The organism is Pyrinomonadaceae bacterium, assembly GCA_036277115.1.
Taxonomy (GTDB): Bacteria; Acidobacteriota; Blastocatellia; order Pyrinomonadales; family Pyrinomonadaceae; genus UBA11740.
On record DASUNM010000021.1, the window covers coordinates 172,880 to 191,016 of the forward strand.

At 55.6% G+C, this 18,137-nt stretch carries 16 protein-coding genes; 1 reads left to right on the forward strand and 15 read right to left on the reverse strand.

Features of this window, described 5'->3' with window-relative positions:
* Positions 1-342: 342 nt before the first annotated feature.
* From VFX97_05040 to VFX97_05110, 15 genes are all read right to left on the reverse strand, one after another.
* Positions 343-3,735 carry an ABC transporter permease gene (locus VFX97_05040; protein ID HEX5702563.1) on the reverse strand — a complete coding sequence of 1,131 codons (3,393 nt, stop codon included), beginning with the start codon at positions 3,733-3,735 and terminating at the stop codon, positions 343-345.
* Complete coding sequence (locus tag VFX97_05045; GenBank protein ID HEX5702564.1) at positions 3,735-4,400, reverse strand: ABC transporter ATP-binding protein; 666 nt, start codon at positions 4,398-4,400, stop codon at positions 3,735-3,737. The genes VFX97_05040 and VFX97_05045 overlap by 1 nt, the downstream gene beginning before the upstream one ends.
* A gap of 67 nt (positions 4,401-4,467) precedes the next feature.
* Positions 4,468-5,871, reverse strand: a complete 1,404-nt coding sequence (locus tag VFX97_05050) for a glycosyltransferase family 4 protein (protein ID HEX5702565.1) — start codon at positions 5,869-5,871, stop codon at positions 4,468-4,470.
* Entirely contained in the window at positions 5,822-7,249 is a 1,428-nt protein-coding gene (locus tag VFX97_05055; GenBank protein ID HEX5702566.1) for an aldehyde dehydrogenase family protein, read from the reverse strand. The genes VFX97_05050 and VFX97_05055 overlap by 50 nt, the downstream gene beginning before the upstream one ends.
* A gap of 123 nt (positions 7,250-7,372) precedes the next feature.
* Entirely contained in the window at positions 7,373-8,461 is a 1,089-nt protein-coding gene (locus tag VFX97_05060; protein ID HEX5702567.1) for a hypothetical protein, read from the reverse strand.
* Between the two features lie 142 nt (positions 8,462-8,603).
* Complete coding sequence (locus tag VFX97_05065; protein ID HEX5702568.1) at positions 8,604-9,881, reverse strand: MFS transporter; 1,278 nt, start codon at positions 9,879-9,881, stop codon at positions 8,604-8,606.
* Positions 9,869-10,414: a hypothetical protein gene (locus tag VFX97_05070; protein HEX5702569.1), complete on the reverse strand. Its 546-nt coding sequence runs from the start codon at positions 10,412-10,414 to the stop codon at positions 9,869-9,871. Before VFX97_05070 ends, VFX97_05065 begins: the two co-directional genes overlap by 13 nt.
* Before the next feature lie 32 nt (positions 10,415-10,446).
* The gene (locus tag VFX97_05075) at positions 10,447-11,019 is read right to left on the reverse strand and encodes a hypothetical protein (GenBank protein HEX5702570.1); all 573 of its coding nucleotides are present in this window, start codon (positions 11,017-11,019) and stop codon (positions 10,447-10,449) included.
* 44 nt (positions 11,020-11,063) lie between these two features.
* Complete coding sequence (locus tag VFX97_05080) at positions 11,064-11,471, reverse strand: thioesterase family protein (protein HEX5702571.1); 408 nt, start codon at positions 11,469-11,471, stop codon at positions 11,064-11,066.
* Between the two features lie 271 nt (positions 11,472-11,742).
* The gene (locus tag VFX97_05085) at positions 11,743-12,534 is read right to left on the reverse strand and encodes a sterol desaturase family protein (protein HEX5702572.1); all 792 of its coding nucleotides are present in this window, start codon (positions 12,532-12,534) and stop codon (positions 11,743-11,745) included.
* 65 nt (positions 12,535-12,599) lie between these two features.
* Entirely contained in the window at positions 12,600-13,811 is a 1,212-nt protein-coding gene (locus VFX97_05090) for an MFS transporter (GenBank protein ID HEX5702573.1), read from the reverse strand.
* 17 nt (positions 13,812-13,828) lie between these two features.
* The gene (gene chrA, locus VFX97_05095) at positions 13,829-15,013 is read right to left on the reverse strand and encodes a chromate efflux transporter (GenBank protein ID HEX5702574.1); all 1,185 of its coding nucleotides are present in this window, start codon (positions 15,011-15,013) and stop codon (positions 13,829-13,831) included.
* Complete coding sequence (locus VFX97_05100) at positions 15,013-16,083, reverse strand: chromate resistance protein ChrB domain-containing protein (protein ID HEX5702575.1); 1,071 nt, start codon at positions 16,081-16,083, stop codon at positions 15,013-15,015. The genes chrA and VFX97_05100 overlap by 1 nt, the downstream gene beginning before the upstream one ends.
* Before the next feature lie 113 nt (positions 16,084-16,196).
* Positions 16,197-16,511, reverse strand: coding sequence for a cupin domain-containing protein (locus VFX97_05105; GenBank protein ID HEX5702576.1), 315 nt, complete (start codon positions 16,509-16,511; stop codon positions 16,197-16,199).
* A 67-nt stretch (positions 16,512-16,578) separates the two neighbouring features.
* The gene (locus tag VFX97_05110) at positions 16,579-17,577 is read right to left on the reverse strand and encodes an ornithine cyclodeaminase family protein (GenBank protein HEX5702577.1); all 999 of its coding nucleotides are present in this window, start codon (positions 17,575-17,577) and stop codon (positions 16,579-16,581) included.
* A gap of 189 nt (positions 17,578-17,766) precedes the next feature.
* Here VFX97_05110 and VFX97_05115 point away from each other — a divergent pair, with 189 nt between their 5' ends.
* Positions 17,767-18,135, forward strand: coding sequence for a gamma-glutamylcyclotransferase family protein (locus VFX97_05115; GenBank protein ID HEX5702578.1), 369 nt, complete (start codon positions 17,767-17,769; stop codon positions 18,133-18,135).
* Positions 18,136-18,137 lie beyond the last annotated feature (2 nt).

Consider the following 18,137-nt stretch of genomic DNA (forward strand, 5'->3'; position numbering starts at 1 on the left):
GGATTACGAGATTTCAATGATTCAAAAAAAGCTTTGCCCAAAAAGTCCGGGATGAGAGCAGCAAGCTCGTCGAGCTGCGAAGCAGCGGTCTTAGCTAAGCCCAAGGCGAGGCGCTGCGAGCCTTGGGAACCAGTCCCGTTTTGATGGGCGGAGCCCGCGAAGCGGGCGACATCTCGGTCTCGAGTTCAAAGTTTGAGTTTCGAGTCAGAACCAACGCGACTGCCCTCGTTAAGGGTTGGTCGCCGTTCCGCGGCTCCGGCAAACTGTTTACTAGTAACCCAAGGCTCGCAGAGCCTCGCCCTTGGGCTTAACTACAACCGCTGCTTCGCAGCTTCTTGTGGACTATTCCGCTTTCAACGCAGGTAACAGCGGCGATCTCAGCGCCACCCAGGTCGCCACCAATGATGCCGCAAGCCCGCATATTAATACCGCGACCATCAGGACGCCCAGAGAAATGTTAGGCAACCGGCCGCCGCGGTCAAAAAGGACCGGCGCAATCGCAACCAGCGCGCAGACCGTGCCGGTGGCCAAGCCGACTACGAGCAAGAAAGCATTCTCAGCAATCACCATCATGGTGAAGTGCGACGAGTTATATCCCAAGGCGCGCAACAGGGCCAGCTCTTTTCGCCGCTCGAGGACGTTACGCAACAGCACAGCAGCCATTCCCAGAGTGCCGAGCGCCAGACCCAGGCCCCCCAACATCTGGAAGGTTGAAAGATAAGTATTCTCGACGCGATGAAAATTGGCGAGCCGTTCACCGGTATTTGAAACGTCGAAGCCGTAATCCGAAAGTCGATCTTCCAGCGCGACCGCGATTGGCGAGAGATCGCCCTCAGTGTCAATCAAGAAGTAGCGGTAGCCGGGCGCGGCGGGGAAAAGTTTTACGAAATTCTCTTCCGACATCACTAGCTCGCTTTGAAAGATGCTGTCGGACAATGCGCCGACCAGGCGCAAACGAACCGGTCCTTCGTTGCGATTCAAAACAAACTCGTCGCCAACCCTCAAATGAAGTACGTAGGTCATTGAGTTAGCGTCGGCGATGACGGGCACTACACCGGGTTCCAATTGCCGGTTCAACAAGAGCCAGGGATTGCCGGTCTCGTCCGCGGAAGTAGCCAGCGAGTTCTGAAAAGTGAAGCGGTTGCTCTGAATAAATTCCGCCGTTGCGCCGAGGATGCGCGGATTACGCGGCTGGTACAGATTGAGACAACTTGCGTCATCGCCGGGCCGCAGACGGAATCGCGTGAAAGAACCGCCGGAAAAAGCTGAGCCTGTCGCGAAGTCTTCGATGTTCAATGCTTCTTGTCCGGCAGCGGTGTTTGGATCATGTACGAGGGGCAAAAGCGACTCAGCCATTAGCGCGAATCCGCCGGTACCGGATTTCTTGTCTCGACTAAGGCTTTGGTCACCTTTTCTAAATGCTTCGACAGTAACGACGATGAAAGCGGACATCGCGATCAGAGCAATGCACATTACGCTGCGCGACGGTCGATGCACGGCGTTTCTGAATCCCAGCCGCCAGACTGCGGGCCAACCCCTCCCGCGAATTGTCTTGCGCCGCGGCCGTCTCAACCAGCCCGATACGAAATATAGTAATGCCGCGAGAAGCAGCGTGCCGCTGCCGAAGAAACCCAGGGTTTGGCTAACTAATTTAAAAGTTGCGGCAACCAGAATCAGAAGCGCAAATACGGTGAGGGCAATTGATAACCAGAGGCGCCAACTCGCTGATGGGAACAGGCGGAGTCGCGGAGTCGTGGGGACAACACCAGAAAAAAGAGATCGTGAGGACGCTTTTCCCAAACGTCGCAAAGTCCATGCGATGCAGATCAAGGCCGCGAGCACACCGCCAATTCCGCCAACCAGAAGAGACATTGGCGAGACGTGAAGACGCAGCTGTGTGGTTCCCACCGCGTCTACCCACCAGGTGCGCAGACCGAGCAGAATCAGATAACCGTACGCCACCGCCCCGAGCAAACCGAGCAAACTTCCAACCAGAGATAAGACCAGCCCTTCAGCCAGAAAGAGATTTCGAATTTTCGAACGAGGAAAGCCGATCGCTTGCAGTGTGCCGATTTCACGCAAGCGTTGTTCGATACCGAACTTGAAAAAGAGTGATGCGAGCAGCAGGGCAGAGGCGACGAGAAAGAAACTGAAGTAGAGAAAATACTCCCCAAAGTCGGTCGCGCCTCGCGATGCCGCCAATCCTTCAGCGCGCACGGGCAGAACCGCGAGACCCATTTCTGCCGGGTCTAGTTTGTTGCGCAGGTTTTGCTCGAACGCGGCACGCATCCCCGCAAAATCCTGCCCGTGCTTGGCAGGAATGCGCAGCGACGTCAGGTTTCCGAAGCGTGATTGCCAAAGTTTTTGGCCGACGCCGAGCGGGATAAAGGCCTTGGGCGTCGTGCGATGCGTTTTCCAGTACTCCTCGTCCTGGGGCCGAATGCGACTCAGGTCCACCGGAAATGGCGGATCCCAATCGCTCACGTGCTCCGATTCAGTGATCCCCGGATAATCGGGGACGAGGTGGCGATCGGCGGCGATCCCTTCCATCGGGATGATGCACGCCACCCGAAACTCAGACGAACGGGTCGCGAGTTGGCCCTGCTCCAGCCACACGTAGTAGTCGAGCGTGATGCGATCCTTGAGCTTCGCTCCGAGATCATTTGCCGCCCATGTATTGAGAATCAGTGGCGGCAGATCGGTAAAGCTATCGTCACAGCCCCGCAGATGCCCTCCATCGTGGTGCTGAATCATTTCAAACATCTCGCCGGACACACTGGTGACGATCGAGTAAGGAATGGCGCGGCCATTTTCCAGCCGCATGCTGTTGACGAGGTAGGACAAATACGGCCAGTAACTTGATGTCTCACTCACTTTTTTGGCCAGCGCTTCTGAAATCATTCCCGTGTCGCCCTCAACTGACAGGCTTTGCGGTTCATCCAGTACTCGCAGCTTGATGTTGTAGTCTTCGAGTTGAGCCTTGCCTTTAAGTAAGCTCGCAAGCGCCTTTGTCTTTTCCGCACTTGCACCTTCACTCGAATCGTTTGAACCGGAGACGATGATCGTGTTCGCTCGGTTCGGGTGATCCAACTCTTGTTGCAGAAGCTGCAGCGGGACGAAAACTGCGCGCACACTGCTTTGCTGGGGACTCGTGCTGAACTCGCCCAACTGGGCCGGTGAAAGAGCCTCTCGAATCGTCAGCCGCAAAGTGACGCCGGCCTCATCTTTCCGTCCAAACAAAGACTCAAGTGGAACGTCGGAAGGCTTCTGGATCCGGATCAGAAGCGAGTTGCCGGGTTGAAGGTTGAGTTCACGAGACAAACTGTCACTAATCAACGCTTCGCGATTTTCCGGCGGTCGTTGATCACGGCCATGAAACTGCCAGAATCTCGCGTCAATACCGTAAACACGTACGCCGCCGGCGCGCGCGCCGCTATCACTGCCGGCCGTGCCATCCAACTCGATCAGCGGACAACTGTTCGAGAAGCCGTGCGCGGCGAGTTCAGGCCGAATATCTTCAGCGAGCTGCGTGCGAAAAAAGCCGGGCGCCACGATCACATGGTCGGTTTGTCCCAAGCGCTGGAGGAAAAGATCGCGCAGGCTGGCCCGCACAGAATCGCCGACCAGTAATGCACCGGCCAGCACCGCCACCGCCGTCGCGACCCCGAACACGACCGGGACGTTCGTGCGCCAGTAATGCTTCACGCTTCGCTTGATGAGATCGGAGGTGCGCATTAAGCCTCGTGGAGCTGCTGATCTCGCAATTGATATTGGCGGGGAAAGCGAGCGGCCAGTTCCGGGTTGTGTGTGACTACGATCAGAATCGCTTCCTGGCTCTTCTGCAATTCAACCAGCAGAGAAGCGACTGCGTCTGCTGATTTTTGATCGAGGTTTCCGGTGGGCTCGTCACACAAGAGCAGTTGCGGCTTCATGATCAAAGCGCGCGCCAGCGCAACTCGCTGCTTTTCTCCGCCTGAGAGTTCCGCCGGACGATGTTCCGTTCGATCCTGAAGGCCTACTTGCTTGATCAAATTGAGGGCGCGTTCGTGGGCACCATCGCTATTCGCGGAAACAAGCGTGGGCGTGAGCACATTCTCAATCACAGAACACTGCGGGAGGAGACAGTGATCCTGAAAGACGAAGCCAATGTGTTGGTTTCTGAAGACGGCAAGCTCGCGCGGCCCGAGTTGAAACGGATCTTCACCAGCCAGGGTAACAACCCCGCTGCTCGCTGGTTCGAGCGTGCCCAGGATGTAAAGCAGCGTGCTTTTGCCGCTGCCGGAAGGGCCCATGATCGAGGCGGCTTCGCCACGTGAAAGTGAGAGCGAAATGCCGGAGAGAATCCGTAGCGTCCCCTTTGGAGAAGGGTATTCCTTCGAGATGTTTTCGGCTTTCAGCATGTTGAAAAGCGGGGCAATAGCCCGACCGTAAGGGAAGGGCTTAATTGGCTCGCACCGGAGCCCTCCCTTACGGTCGGGCTACTGCCCCGGTTCCTATCACACTCTCGTAAGCTTCCAGCGCGCGATCAGCCATGTGCGGCGCACTGTAATGCTGGTGCACGCCGAGCGCGCCCTGACGGCCCATCTCTTCCGCGCGCGGGCGGTCCTGGAAAATCTGAAGCAGGGCGTCGGCCAGGCTTTGCGCATCGTCCGGCTCAACCAGCAGGCCGCCTGATGTCTTCTCGATGATCTCGGTGAACGCTCCGCGGCGAGGTTGCACGAGCGGGATACCGCACGCCATCGCCTCGAGCAACGAAACGCCTTTTGGCTCGTCGTATGTCGCCGGCACCGACATCACATCCAGTTGGCGGAGGAAGTCGATCTTCTCTTCACGGTCCAGAACGCCTCGATAACTGAACTCGGAAGCAAGTCCCGCCTCTGCCAAACCCTTTTGGATATCGTTAAGATACGGTTTGCATTCGGGCGCAATCCAACCCGCGGCCTCGAGACGTGCTGGCGCTCCGTTGCTTTCTTTTCGAAACAGTTTGTAGGCGTCGGCGAGCACGTGCAGTCCCTTTTCCGGAGCAATGCGTCCGAGAAATCCCACAGTGAAACCGTTCTTCGCCACAGGCTCTTTCTTTTCAAAGCCGTGGAGGTTTATCCCGATCGGCACGACGCGCATCTTCTCCGCAGGAATACCGAGATAGCCGGGCATGAATTCGGCGTAGAATTCGCTGATCGGAAGAAAAAGATCGACGTGCTTGATGTTGCTGCGAATTAGCTCCAGCGCCTGTTCACGATATGGCTCTCGCAGGCTATCAAGAAAGAGATCCTCGCCCTGCAGCGTGCAGCAAATCGGTCGATTCAATTCACGCTTGAGCGGTCCAGCCAGACCGAGCAGCAGCGAATAGGGAAGGTTGATGACGTCAGGAAGCGGCTCGCTCTTGAGCCAATCGATCAGTTTGTGGATTTCTTTGCGTTGGAAACCGTCTTCGCCCTTGAGAACCGAGACAGTCATCTCGCCCAACATTTTCGGATTGGTTGAGATCGACCGCCGGGATGCCAGGTCCAAGATCGCTCGTGAGTCCCAAAGCTTATCGAGCCACGCAGGTGCGTTGCGGAAAAACGGGACGTACTGTTCGAGATACGCGCTGATGCCGCCGAGAACAACTTTATTTTGACTGACATTCGGCTCGTCGGTGTGGGTTGGCGTATAAACCGGCAGCAGCATCACGTCATGCCCGCGCGCGATTAGCTCCGTCGCCAGCGCGTTGTCGCGCAGACAACTGCCGCAGTACATCCTTCCGGCGCCACCTGTGAGATAGAGAATCTTCACGACAAAACTTGTGCTGCGCGTTCCCTCAGGATTTCGGCTGCCCGGATCAAGCGGAGGCAGCGCGTTGAAAGGCCCGGCGAGCATACAAATGTTCAAACAGATTGCCTTCGTGTGGCTGATCCCAACTCACGTGGTTCGTAGGCACAGCGCCGAGATTCAGCCGATCCACGTTCGGCGAGGCGACCAGTTTCTGCACCAGTTTCGGATCGTTCGTGATCGCAGTCACTACCAAGCTGGGGCCGAGCGAGTCGGGAATTTGATCCTGACTGACATTAACGACGCTGGCGAACGGGAAAAGAAATTCTCGATTCGCGAGCGGATGTGTTGCGTCTTCACAGTGAATGATCGTCGGCAACAGATATGAACAGCCTTCCCATTCCAGCAGCCGATCAGTTCGACGGGCGGTCGCGCTCACGTCGCTGGCGCCCGGCTCGCTCAATCCTTGATCGATGATTGTCGAAATCCGCGCGGCAACGCCCTTGTCGGTGAAAGGCGCGAGTTGCGCAGTTTCGTCGTCTGCCGCGCGCGGAACGATTCTGGCAAGCCGCTCAGCCAGCGCGTGACTAATCTTTTCAGCATGACGTGGAGTCCAAACACCGGACGCGTTGATACAGGAGCGTCCGCTGTTCTGAGCGATCGAATCGACCATCACGTCAAGATATTGTTCCCAGTCATCGACGCAGTCTTCACCGATCACGATCTTGCTGTAACCGGGACCATGAATCTCGATGCGCGTATCGCCTTCCCAAATACCGGTCGTTGAGCTGTCGCCGAAGACCATGCCGCGGCCGCAATGGCGCAGAATCTCACCGGCGCCTGCGTGATCGGTCGGGTAAAAACTGAATGCCTCGCGCGGGCCGCCGGCTCGAATCAACGCTTGAATGATCCGGAAAGGCGTCCAGGGTTCAGCCCCGCCAGGTTTCAGAATCAGCGGAATCTTCAATGCAAACGCGGGAATCCATAATGAATGAACACCCGGCGAATTGTTCGGCAACACCGCGCCAAGCGATTCTCCACGCGGGAAGAAACTCAGCGCATGCCCTTCGAACTCTCCGAACCCTCGATCGAGAATTCCCCAGTCGAGATTTCTGGTCAGACCGTGAAGGACGCCTCCCATCTCTGCCAGCATCGTTCCGACCTTCACCATGTTCCGCCGCGCCAGGGTGTGAGGCAATCCGGTTGTCGCGGAGACCTGCTGCACATAATCATCTGGCGACTGAGGCAGCGCGCCGAGCGGAAGCACGTCGTTCAGAAAGTGGCCCGCAGCACGCGCGCAGATTTCGACAAGTTCAGCGGTGGAGAATTTTGTCAGTGCGGCGCGAGCGCTCCGTTGATCCAGCAAGTCGCGGCGAATCAGTCCAGCGTTCGCCTGGCTGATCTCAACAAATGGTTCGCGCGTGCGATGATGCGGAACACGAACTACGTCGAGACTCGTGTAGGGTTCACCTTTGCGAAGGATTGGTATCGAAATCATGGTGAATCTTGCGCGGTGTGGTCAGTACCGGCAGCGGTAGCGACCGGGTCTCGTTACTGCGACGGCCAGCCGCGGCTTGACGGTCACCCGGTCGCTACCGCTCCCGGTACTGACCTCCTACACCTAATAAACTCCTTCAACCACCGATGTACTCAGTTTCGCGAATGGCCGCACATTTCTAACACCGTCCCACGGATAGAGATCACACGGCGGTTCGCGTTCAGCTTCGTCGCGCTCGAGAAACCGCGGCATGAAAAACTCTTTGGTCAGAGTTGTCAGTCGGACGCGGCCAGTCTCGCCGTAGCCTACGAGTTTCTCGGGATTGTCAGGATCGACGACTTCGATCATGGCGCGCGGCAGCGGCGGATAATAGATGATGGCGAAGTTGTCTTCAGGGATGCGCGGCTTGTGAACCGCCAAACCCATCAGAGTGTTTCCGTAGGTGGCCGCGAAATAAGCGCCCTCCAGTAATTCTTCGACTGCGAAGCGATGGAACTGTGGAGTCATTTCGGTGCCCCCGCAAAACACTCCGGTGATTCCCATCTTTTTCAGCGACACTCTTTCGCAGAGGGCTTCCAAAAGCTTCGGCGTCGTAAAAAGACAACGAATGTTCGGGTGGGCCTTCAGCAGCGTGAGGCCCTGCTCGATTACGTGTTGTTTGTAGCTCTCGGCTTCTTTTGCTTTGCCTTGCTTGATCAGCTTGATGACCCAACGCGGATCGAGATCCACCATAAAGCAGATGCCGCCGCGGAACTGCGCCAAATGCTCGACCGCGAGACGCAGACGGCGTGGCCCGGTGGGTCCCAGCGATAACCAGTCAGAGTCCTTGGGAAAGAACTCGTCGGGCAACGTAGTGCTAAAGGCCTCGTAATCAATCCGGAAGTCTTCGATGTTGATGCGCGACTTCGGTACGCCGGTACTGCCGCCTGTTTCGAATGTGTAAACCGGTCGACCATCGAAACCTTTCGGCACCCATCGCCGCACGGGCCCGCCGCGAAGCCATTCGTCCTGGAAAAAACCAAACCGCGCCAGGTCGTCGTAGCCTTTTACTTCTTTGCGCGGATCCCACGAAAGTTTCTTCGCGTGATCCAACCAGAAGGGACAACCGGTGGCCGGATCAAAATGCCATGCAACGACTTCACGAACCCAGGCGTCCAGAACGTTCCGCGATTGCACGATGTTGGATTGGAGTTTAGCTTCGACAGGGGACATGTTGTGTTCAGTTGTAATCTGCAGACCTAAAATACCAGAAGTGAGGTCAGTACCGAGAACGGTAGCGACCGGGTGTCCTCTCGCGACGTTGATGATGCAAGAGCGCGACCCGGTCGCTACCGCTCTCGGTACTGACTTCTCGCTACCGCCCCGGTTCTAACTTCTCGCTCGGAAGCTTAACGAACCACGCGCCCATCGCCAGTATGATCACCACCACCGTCAACACATAGAACATTGCCGCATACGATTGGGTACGCGCCACGCTTTCAGCCAGCAACAGAGGGCCGACCGCGGAGGCGAGGACCGTGAGCGCCTGGGCTGCTCCCTGAATCTTTCCGAGATGCGCCCGCCCGTAAGTGTGACTCCAGAAAGAAAAGAAGATGACTATCACAAAGCCGCCTGCTAGTCCCATGACCACGGCATACGCAACCACGTGCGTTTGAGTTTTTACGTGCGGCAGGCCCAGGAGCGATCCGGCGAGTAAAACCATGGCCAGCGTCAAAAGGCGGTTCATCCTCCAGCGCGTCGTCAGCCAGCCTCCGAAAAAGTTTCCCACCAATGATGTCAGCGCGACGATTACCAGAGTCCGATGATATGTGGAGGCGTCGAAACCTCTCTCAGCCAGAATCGACTCATTAAATAGCGCGATGCCTGAAGCGATTAATCCGTAAATCGCACTGGCAATTCCGAAGACCCAGAAAGCGGGCGTTGCCAGCGCCTGTCCGAGAGTTTGTCCTTCAGCCGGACTCTGATCCGGTTGCGGTTCCGTTCGCATCTCGTCAGTCTTCAGGCCACACGCTTCGGGTGAACTGCGAACCAACAGCAACGCGAGCGGCGCCAATCCAAACAGCAGGCAGAAACCTATGGCGGCCCATGCAGAGCGCCAACCTGATTTGATCACCATGGCCCCCACGACGGGGAAAGCAATCATAAATCCAACACTCAAGACTACCGTGTAAACCGCCATCGCCGCGTTAAGCCGGCGGACGAACCACTTTCCGACAATCGTAATACTGACGACTGAAAGCGCGCTTTGGCCAAATCCGCGCGTGAGTGTGATTAGGATTGCAATTAAGAGAATGCTCTCGGCGCGGCTCATCAAGAGAACGACTGCAGCGAGCGCAATGGTAACCACCGTCAGCACCATCCGGCCGCCAAAACGATCTATAAATCGTCCTACGCCGAGACAAAAGAGCGCCCCAATTAGGGTTGCCCAAAGATTGATGCGGGCGAACAGCACGCGATCCATTTGCAGACTGGCGAGGAGCGGTTCGGTGATTAGTCCGAGTCCCTGCGTTCGGCCCGGAAGGGTCCCCACCATAGCGAGCGCAGCCACGGACAGATTGATCCATCCGCAATAAATCGGGGCGGCTAATAGCCGATTATTCAGCCTGTTGGTTTCGACGCTCACTGAATCCATACTTGAGAGACGTTCTTACGCTTCGAGATAAACATTTTCTTTGTCACGATTATCCACGCCAGCGTCAGAATAAAGCTGACTAACAGCCCAACCCAGCGCGCCAGACCTTTTCCAAAAACCACTGTGGCGTTAAAGATGATGAAAATCAGAAACCAATGCCAGGCAAGAATTGCCCAACGTGGCCGCTTGAAATATGAATCCCGTCCCCGTAGCCACCACCAGCCGACGTCTAAGACCCAAATCGCCAACAAACCATAGTTGACGATAAGACCGACGCCCGACGGGAATCCGACGACCTCGTAGGTTTGCCGCGCGGTATCGCGATAAGCCGCCGCGTGACTCCACTGGTGGTAGAACTCAAAGGCGAAAAGGAAGTGAAGGATTAATGAGAGGCAGGCAGCCGTCCAAACAACTCTGACTGTGTCGCGCGTCCATGGTCGTGGCTTGTTTATAACGAGCACCAACACGCCCGCGACGTAAAGAACAATTGTTATCCAAATCGTAGCTCGAGTGAGGAATTCGCCGGCGTCCATTTGGAGTGTGTGGTAAATAAGCCCAGGCGGCTCTAACCCGAAGAGGTTCGAGTTAACTGTGCAAAGTGAAGCACAGCGCCGAGGCCGGCTCCCAGAAACAAGCCATAGACAACTCCCCAAAGTAACATTCCGGTTCGGCCGCCCAGAAAGTCGTTGAGCGCTGAGCCTGGGAAATACCCGAGGCAGTTTGCCACGAAGAGAATCGCCGCAAACTTCACCAGCGAGCCTTTTACGCTGAAGCCGATCGCGAAACCGCTCGCCATCAGAATCGACCCCAGAAACAAACCGGCTAGTTCGCCGGCGGCGTTCCGCAAAGTGAAATACGCGGCGACCCAGCCGGCGGCGTACAGAAAAAAAGACAATCCAAAGAGCAGATAAAACTTCGGGAGCCGCCAGCGCCTTACTACGAGGGAGCCGAGCACCGTGCCGCCCAGCAGAATGAAGAGCGCTGTCCAGGCTAAGTACGCACCGACTAATCCAAGGTTCCGGTACATCCACCGCTCGCCGAAAGCGACTGTGGCGAAGACGCACAAGCTAACGGCCGCGAAGCCCAGTCCGCCGATCGCAAGGGAGCGCGATAGAGATGGTGCGGATCGATCTGACATCTAAATCTTACAATCTGCGTTGCCTCGAGATAGAGAGCCTCAGTCTAAGCTGAGTACGAAGCGTCGGCGCTCAATGCGGCGCGCAATGATGCGGGAATCTCAGTCGGCTTCCCGTCTTTTAACGCCACAATCGTCATGGCACCTTCGATTGCCAATTCGTCATCGGCGCCGAAGACCTGAAAATCGTAACGAAACGAAGTGCGCCCAAGGTGGCCGACTGAGAGCCTCAGTCGAAACGAATCGTCCAGCGAGAGTACTTTCCGAAACTCACACTCGATTTTCACCCGTGGAAAATCGTGTCCCATGCTTCGGTTCATCGGCCACCCGATACAGCGAACGAGTTCGCTCTCGGCCTCTTCGACGATTTCGAAAATACGCGGGAAGTGCAGGCGACCGGCGGCGTCGGCATCGGCCCAGCGCAGTCGGCGCTTTAGTTCAATGGATGCAGGCATAATGAGTTAATCTTTTATCCAGCAACGAAACTGGTTAAACGTGAGATCTTTTTCTGGCGCGGAGAACTGATAGCCCTTGTTCTCGCACGTTCCTCTCAGCACGATTAAGTTCATCTTCCCTTAACCATTCGCCGAGCTTTTTATTCCTTTTGTGCCGCTGAGTATATCTGCATTCGGCTGGGTTGACACAGTTGGCGTACCGGCGACGAGGGTGATATGTCTCCAAAAAAAGCCTCAACCTTGGAGTGCCGGAAGATCCGGTTCGCCCACGTCAGGTGCGGGTATAGCTCATGAATGGCATTTTCAGCAATCCCGGGAGTGTTTGCCTTTCCTCAACGTCAAAGCCATCGAGTCCATACCGCAGTTTTCGAAAGTCCACTTCCGCAGTGTAGGTGCCGCAGACACGGTCCCATAAAGAAAAGATGTTTGAATAGTTTGTATCGGTCTCCCTCTGGTCACGCGAGTGATGTGCTTTGTGCATGTGAGGCGTTACAAAAATCAGACGCACCATGGCGTCGAGACGAGTATTCAGCTTAATGTTCGCATGTTCCAACTGAGCGTTTAGCGCGGACAAGATCAGATAAATAATCACGATGGGGAGCGGAATGCCGAACACGACGATTGCGGCTAGTTGCCATAGCAGTCTCCATACCGTTTCGCCCGGGTGCTGCCGGAAAGCAGTTGTTACGTCAACTGCATTTTCTGAGTGATGGACGCGATGAAACTGCCAACCCAGCCAAGATTTATGCAAAAGGAGATGAGCCAGGTACGCGAAAAAATCTAAGGCGGCAATACCTAACAACGCCTGTCCCCAAGCGGGCAGCGCAAAAAGAGCCAAGAGCCCAACGCCATTACGTACAGCGAAAGCGGCAAGGTAGGCAGAGGTGAAAGAGAGCGCCAAATTCATCAGAACTAAAATCACAGCGAGCGCGACATTGGGCGCCGCGTGTCGCACTCGGTGTTGATATCGATAGAGCGGAAGGATAGATTCCACCGACCACAACAAACCACACAAACCCACCAGCACCAGTAGTCGCATTTGATCACTGAGCAAGACTTGCATTTTGCTGACCTTTCTCGTTTGGCCCCACCTATTTGCGGAACACGTGTCAATCCCTTCCGTTTGAATTAAGTCGCGTAACGCTCTTCCACTGTGGCCGCGAACACGAGCGTGCCGACGAGTCCAATGACTCCGGCAACCACGAAGGGAACCTCGGGAGACACATTCCAGAGCAGCCCGCCAATCGCTCCAGCCGGTGTAATCGACAGACTGCGTATCAGATAATAAAGGCCCACGGATCTCGCTCGCATGTTGTGCGGGGCAAAGTCGACAATCATTGCTTTACGCGACGGTTCGCCAATCTCACGCAAGCCGCCAATCACAAACGCGACGACAAGCACAGTGAAGTTTGAAGAGAAGACGATGGCAATAGGAAACAAGGCGAAGCAGAGGAAGGTAGCGATGACGAACGGCTTCCGACCGATGCGATCGGCGATTCTTGCCGCCGGCAAATAAACCAGGATGGAAGTAGTCATCTGGATGGCAATCAAAGCCCCAAACCATGCGACGCTAAGTTTTTTTACATTGGTCAGGTAAAGAATGGTCATTACGCCTGTCATGCCTTCACAGGTTCGGATGATGAGGTCCGAGATCAGCAGACGTTTCAGCGTGCTGTGAAAGGATCGCCAGACGCCGCGAATATTCGTGGTCACAGTCGTTCCAATAGCGATGTTTACTTTGGTAACCAGCAAGAGGGTTACTCCCGCCAGGATTAGCGTAACTAGAAGCCCGACCTGAACACCGTTGAAGATACCGAGCGACGCTATCAACGCTCCGCCAATAATTGGGGCGATCACGACAGGAACACGTTTCAGAATGGATTGCATCGTGAAGCCCATCGCACGGCGCTCGCGAGGCAGAGAATCGCCGATGATTGCGAAGATCGCAGGCGAAGCCATGCTTTGCCACGCCATCGTGAGAGCCAAAGCAATGAACAGATAGGGCCAGGAAGGGCTTAGGAGGTAGACCACGTAGCCACAGGAAGCGAGCGTGATGAAAATCAAAAAAGCGCGTCGGCGACCGAGGTGATCGGCAATCCATCCGCCCGGGTACTGATAGATGGCATCGAGGAAATCCGTGGCACTGCCGAAAAGACCGATGATCGGAGTAGTCGCGCCCAGTACCTCAAGATACTTTGGGATAAACTTCTTCCATAACTCTTCACCGAATCCAAGCAGCAAGACAGCCACTGACGCAATGGATACGTTGCGCTCAAGACTGAGATAGTCCTTCACGTTGTGGCGCCAACCTACCGGATTCGTTACGGCACCTTCATTCATCTCTTTACAGCAGGTCTTTACAACAGGCCGCGCACCGTCGCATGAATTATTCCGCCGGCCATAGCTCCCAAAGCCACCTTGGCCACATCAACCTTGAAAATAACTATGACGACAAGAGCGGTTAGAGCTATCGCGATAGTCGGGAGATCGACCAGGGCCGAAGGGATCAGATCGAGAGTCACGACAACGATCACTCCGACAACGGCTGCACTGGCACCGGCAAGAAACGCTTGTATCCAACGATTGTTGCGCAGCTTTTCAATATAGCGGGCGCCGGCCAACACGAATACGAATGAGGGAAGAAAGACAAAGAAGGTGGCAATGAGCGCTCCCCGAAGTCCCCCCGCGAGGAATCCCGTGAACGTGGCGAACAGCATGAAGGGACCCGGCGTTGCAACGCTGAGAGCAACGCCGTCAAGCAATTGGCTGCTCGTCAGCCATTGGTGCTGCTCAACCGCTCCGCGTTCGAGGAACACGATTGAGGCATACGCGCCTCCAAAACTGAATAGTCCGGTCTTGAAGAATAACCAGGCCATTTGCAGCCAGCGTGAATTTTCAAACGGCGCCAGCAGAATGAAACCACCAATCATCGTTGGGAGAGTTGTCTTCGCACGCCGGATGCTGGGCCATCCTTGAGCAAACACTAAGTGGAGCATACCGGCGAGGAGCAGGATCAAAAGGAAGTTGATGCCGGCGAAATACATTCCTATAAAAGCAGCGATCAGCAACGCGGCGAGAAAGAAACTGCGGATTGAAGCTCTGCCAAGTTTGAGGATTCCTGCTCCGATTATGCCGAGCACGGCGGGTTTCAAGACGTAGAGAACGTGGTTGACTTGCGGGAGACTGCCGTAGGCTACGTACAACCAGCTCAGGACGATCATTACCAACGCGCCCGGAAGGATAAAAGTGAGGCCGGCGAGTATTCCGCCTACAAGTTTTCTTTTCAAGTAGCCGACATAGATGGCTAGTTGGAGCGCCTCGGGACCGGGGAGCATGTGACAGAAGGCCATGATGTTTACGAAGCGATCTTTGCTGAGCCATTTCCGCTTCTCGACCATGTGGTTGTACATCATGGTGATTTGCGCGACTGGCCCGCCGACATTCACGAAGCCGAGAAAAAGGAAATACAGAAACACCTCGCGCCACGAAGGCATTTGATGTCTGTGATCGGCCGGCAATTCCTGATTCAGATCTTCACCCATTAACTTAAAGCTTTTTTTCGAGGGCCTTTTCTTTTCCTCGTCCGGGACCCGGGCGGTCTGGTTTCCGTTTGTTTATTGAGCAGCACGAACAGGCCGTCGAAGATTGCGCCGGCCTGCTGCAGAAGCTTGCGATCATCGCGCAGACTCTCGCTCAGTCCGTTAATGATGGCATTCAGTCCGGCGGCTTCGCGACGTTGGAATTTGTCGTCCTTAAGATCGATGTCATGCACTATCTGCGCTAATTCAGATAGCCCGCGCGTGTCGCTTAAGCCGAATCGCTTGAGCAATGTTTCGAACGTGCAGTCCTCTCCGTGATGGGTGAACTCGGCGCCAAACATGTCGAAGGGTATGGCGTTCGGGACGGTTTCACCCTCTGCCACAAAATAGAATCGCGGGCGCTTATCAATGAACTGCTTGATAAGCCAGGCTGAGGCCAGGCGATCAATGTGAATATTGCGTCGAGTCATCCAGCGCCGGTTCTGGTAATCGTGAATTGTCAGCGCATCTTGCCGCTGCGATGAGGTTGCCGCTTTACCAATTGGGGTTTGTGACGCGCGGATAACCTTCTGACAACGTTGGTAAGCATTTAGCGCAGCGACTCTCCGCTTCGCTGCAAAGAAGTCATTGGCAATGACGCGTTCAAGCTCTGCGTGGAGCCTGTCGAGTTCAGCTTCATGCGATGACAATCGCCCAGCCGAAAGATGTTTGCCCCGCATCTGCTTCCGCACCGCGCCGGACAATCCGTCAAGTCCTGCTGCGATTTCCGCAAATTCCTCATCTCGCGCTTTGCGAAACAGGGCAATGATCTCTTTATCTGTGGTGCCCTCGACGGAGTCGGCGCGAAACACCGCAGCTTCACCGCCTGCCGATTCGATCTCCTGCTTCAGCCATTGAAAATCCTCATTTGTCTTGTCGTTTGCCGGGAGGATATAAACGGAATTCTTGATCGCCACCGCGCCCAGCTTCTGCAACTTTCGCCAAATGCGCACACGTAAATTGGTTGGGCGCGGCGGCAACTGATGGATGAGCAGTATCCACTCTTTTGCAGATGATTCGCTCCTGGTTGTCATAAGCGAGTCACGCGCGGCGAATTGCATTCAGAGTTACGCAACACCCGCCCAGCCCGAGGGCCATAGACATCGTGGCCTGACCTTGAAAATCGGTTGCTAAACATCGAGCGCCGCTATCCTTCCGGGTAAAAAACAAAAAGAGTGCAGCCCGTGGAACTCTGTGGAACGTGTGCAGAGCCGGCCGGGTTATGAATGAATGTGCCCGCCGGATAGTCGCGCACGCCATCGTTGAAAACTCCCGATACGACGTAAACTTCCTCCGGGCCAGGGTCGTGCACGTCCAATCCTTCCCAGCGAGAACCGGGATCGATCTCCAGCACTTGAGCGCTGGCTCCATTCTCGCCCTTCCACAATGGGCGGAGCCTGATTCCTTTGAATAGCTCTCTGACCGGCGAACTCTCAACATCAGACCAACTTATTTCGGACATATATTCCTCTTCCTCTCTCGCGTAATTTCATCCTGATGGCGTCGGCCGGATTGCCATCAACAGCCTGTCACGCGGCGAGGTTGAGCCACACCCCCAACCCGGCTTGGAGAGCTTTCTGATACACAACCGAGGCCGCGGCCACGTCCTGCAAAGCCGTTCCAGTGGAGTCGAAGATAATGATCTCTTCAGCAGAAGCACGGCCAGTGGTCCGCCCCGCGACGATCGCGCCCAGCGCCGCGTATACGTCTGACTTGCTCATGACGCCCGCAGCGATTGCGTGATGAAGGTCCCCGATGGTGGCACACTGCTCCAGAACGTCGACCACTACTTTGTTTGCGGCGAGTAGCGCTGGCTCCACCTCGTGTTTCAGCGGGTTGTCGGCGCCCACCGCCGCCACAAACGTGCCTGGGCGTACATGCTCCCGCATTAAGAATGGCCGCCTCGAAGGTGTGCAGGTTACGCAGACGTTACTTTCCTGGATGGCGCTCGGCAGATCAGTAACAGCCACAACTTCTATTTTCAGCTCCCGAGACATCTCATCGGCGAACCTACCGGAATGAGCCTGGTCCTGATCGTAGGCGTAAACCTTTTCGAGCCGGAGCACTTGCATGAGAGCTTTCAACTGAACGCGCCCCTGCACGCCGCAGCCGCAGATGGTCGCTACCCTCGAATCGGGTCTAGCCAGGTATTTGGCGGCGACTGCGGAGACCGCACCGGTGCGCAAGATGGTGATCTCGATGGAATCAAGCAGGGCGAGTGGGTAACCACTATGGCTGTCAAATAGGGCGATGATTCCTTGAATCGCAGGCAATCCCCACTTGCTCTTATTTTGAGGGAAGTTCGCGTTCACTTTCGCGGCGTAGTAAGGCTTGGCGTCGAGCGTTAGCCCCGCCGCCTTAATGTGGAAGCCGCCGTCCATCGTGAGCGTCTCGAGAACGCCCGGTGGTAAGCTTTGCCCCTCCTCATGCATCCTGAACGCCTCTTCGACTGCTCCGATGCATTCTTCCAGACTCAGGAGGGACGCGACCTCAGAGCGTTTGAGAATTAGAGTGCCGTTCGGTTTCATAGGCATTCCGTTGTCGGGCTTTATTCGCGTTCCTGGATTCTAAGAAAACGTAACACTTGTTACACGCAAATTTGGGTTACTATACGATGAGCTATCATGGGAAGCAAGGAGCGGAAGTCACTGCGAACGGAACTTGAACAGCTTGGATGACGGCGAGGACATTCAGATCATTGGGGTGAGGTAATCAATATGGAGAGCGTTGATCCTGCAGAAGAACTAGAGCACTTATTTTCGTACGGGACGTTGCAAACTGAGGCCGTTCAGTTAGCCACGTTTGGCCGGAAACTCAAGGGCGAGCCCGACACGCTGCCCGGCTATCGCGAAACCAGGATTGAGATTAAGGATTCCGGCGTTACCGTAACCAGCGGCGACAAATACTATCTGAACGCTCAGTTCACTGGACGTGAATCAGACTCCGTCGAAGGGACCAGGTTTCAAGTGACCAGGAACGAGCTGGAGCAATCCGATGTTTATGAGGAAGCCGCTGATTACAAGCGCATTAATGTTCGATTAAAATCGGGAACTCCTTCATGGGCCTACATCAGCGCTGCATCATGAGC

Bases quoted from the DNA above. Each gene is read 5' to 3' on its own strand.
- VFX97_05065 (HEX5702568.1), bottom strand. From the start codon at position 9,881: ATGGATTCAGTGAGCGTCGAAACCAACAGGCTGAATAATCGGCTATTA.
- VFX97_05085 (HEX5702572.1), bottom strand. From the start codon at position 12,534: ATGCAAGTCTTGCTCAGTGATCAAATGCGACTACTGGTGCTGGTGGGT.
- VFX97_05115 (HEX5702578.1), top strand. From the start codon at position 17,767: ATGGAGAGCGTTGATCCTGCAGAAGAACTAGAGCACTTATTTTCGTAC.
- VFX97_05060 (HEX5702567.1), bottom strand. From the start codon at position 8,461: ATGTCCCCTGTCGAAGCTAAACTCCAATCCAACATCGTGCAATCGCGG.
- VFX97_05075 (HEX5702570.1), bottom strand. From the start codon at position 11,019: ATGTCAGATCGATCCGCACCATCTCTATCGCGCTCCCTTGCGATCGGC.
- chrA (HEX5702574.1), bottom strand. From the start codon at position 15,013: ATGGGTGAAGATCTGAATCAGGAATTGCCGGCCGATCACAGACATCAA.
- VFX97_05080 (HEX5702571.1), bottom strand. From the start codon at position 11,471: ATGCCTGCATCCATTGAACTAAAGCGCCGACTGCGCTGGGCCGATGCC.
- VFX97_05055 (HEX5702566.1), bottom strand. From the start codon at position 7,249: ATGATTTCGATACCAATCCTTCGCAAAGGTGAACCCTACACGAGTCTC.
- VFX97_05105 (HEX5702576.1), bottom strand. From the start codon at position 16,511: ATGTCCGAAATAAGTTGGTCTGATGTTGAGAGTTCGCCGGTCAGAGAG.
- VFX97_05070 (HEX5702569.1), bottom strand. From the start codon at position 10,414: ATGGACGCCGGCGAATTCCTCACTCGAGCTACGATTTGGATAACAATT.
- VFX97_05045 (HEX5702564.1), bottom strand. From the start codon at position 4,400: ATGCTGAAAGCCGAAAACATCTCGAAGGAATACCCTTCTCCAAAGGGG.
- VFX97_05110 (HEX5702577.1), bottom strand. From the start codon at position 17,577: ATGAAACCGAACGGCACTCTAATTCTCAAACGCTCTGAGGTCGCGTCC.
- VFX97_05100 (HEX5702575.1), bottom strand. From the start codon at position 16,083: ATGACAACCAGGAGCGAATCATCTGCAAAAGAGTGGATACTGCTCATC.
- VFX97_05040 (HEX5702563.1), bottom strand. From the start codon at position 3,735: ATGCGCACCTCCGATCTCATCAAGCGAAGCGTGAAGCATTACTGGCGC.
- VFX97_05090 (HEX5702573.1), bottom strand. From the start codon at position 13,811: ATGAATGAAGGTGCCGTAACGAATCCGGTAGGTTGGCGCCACAACGTG.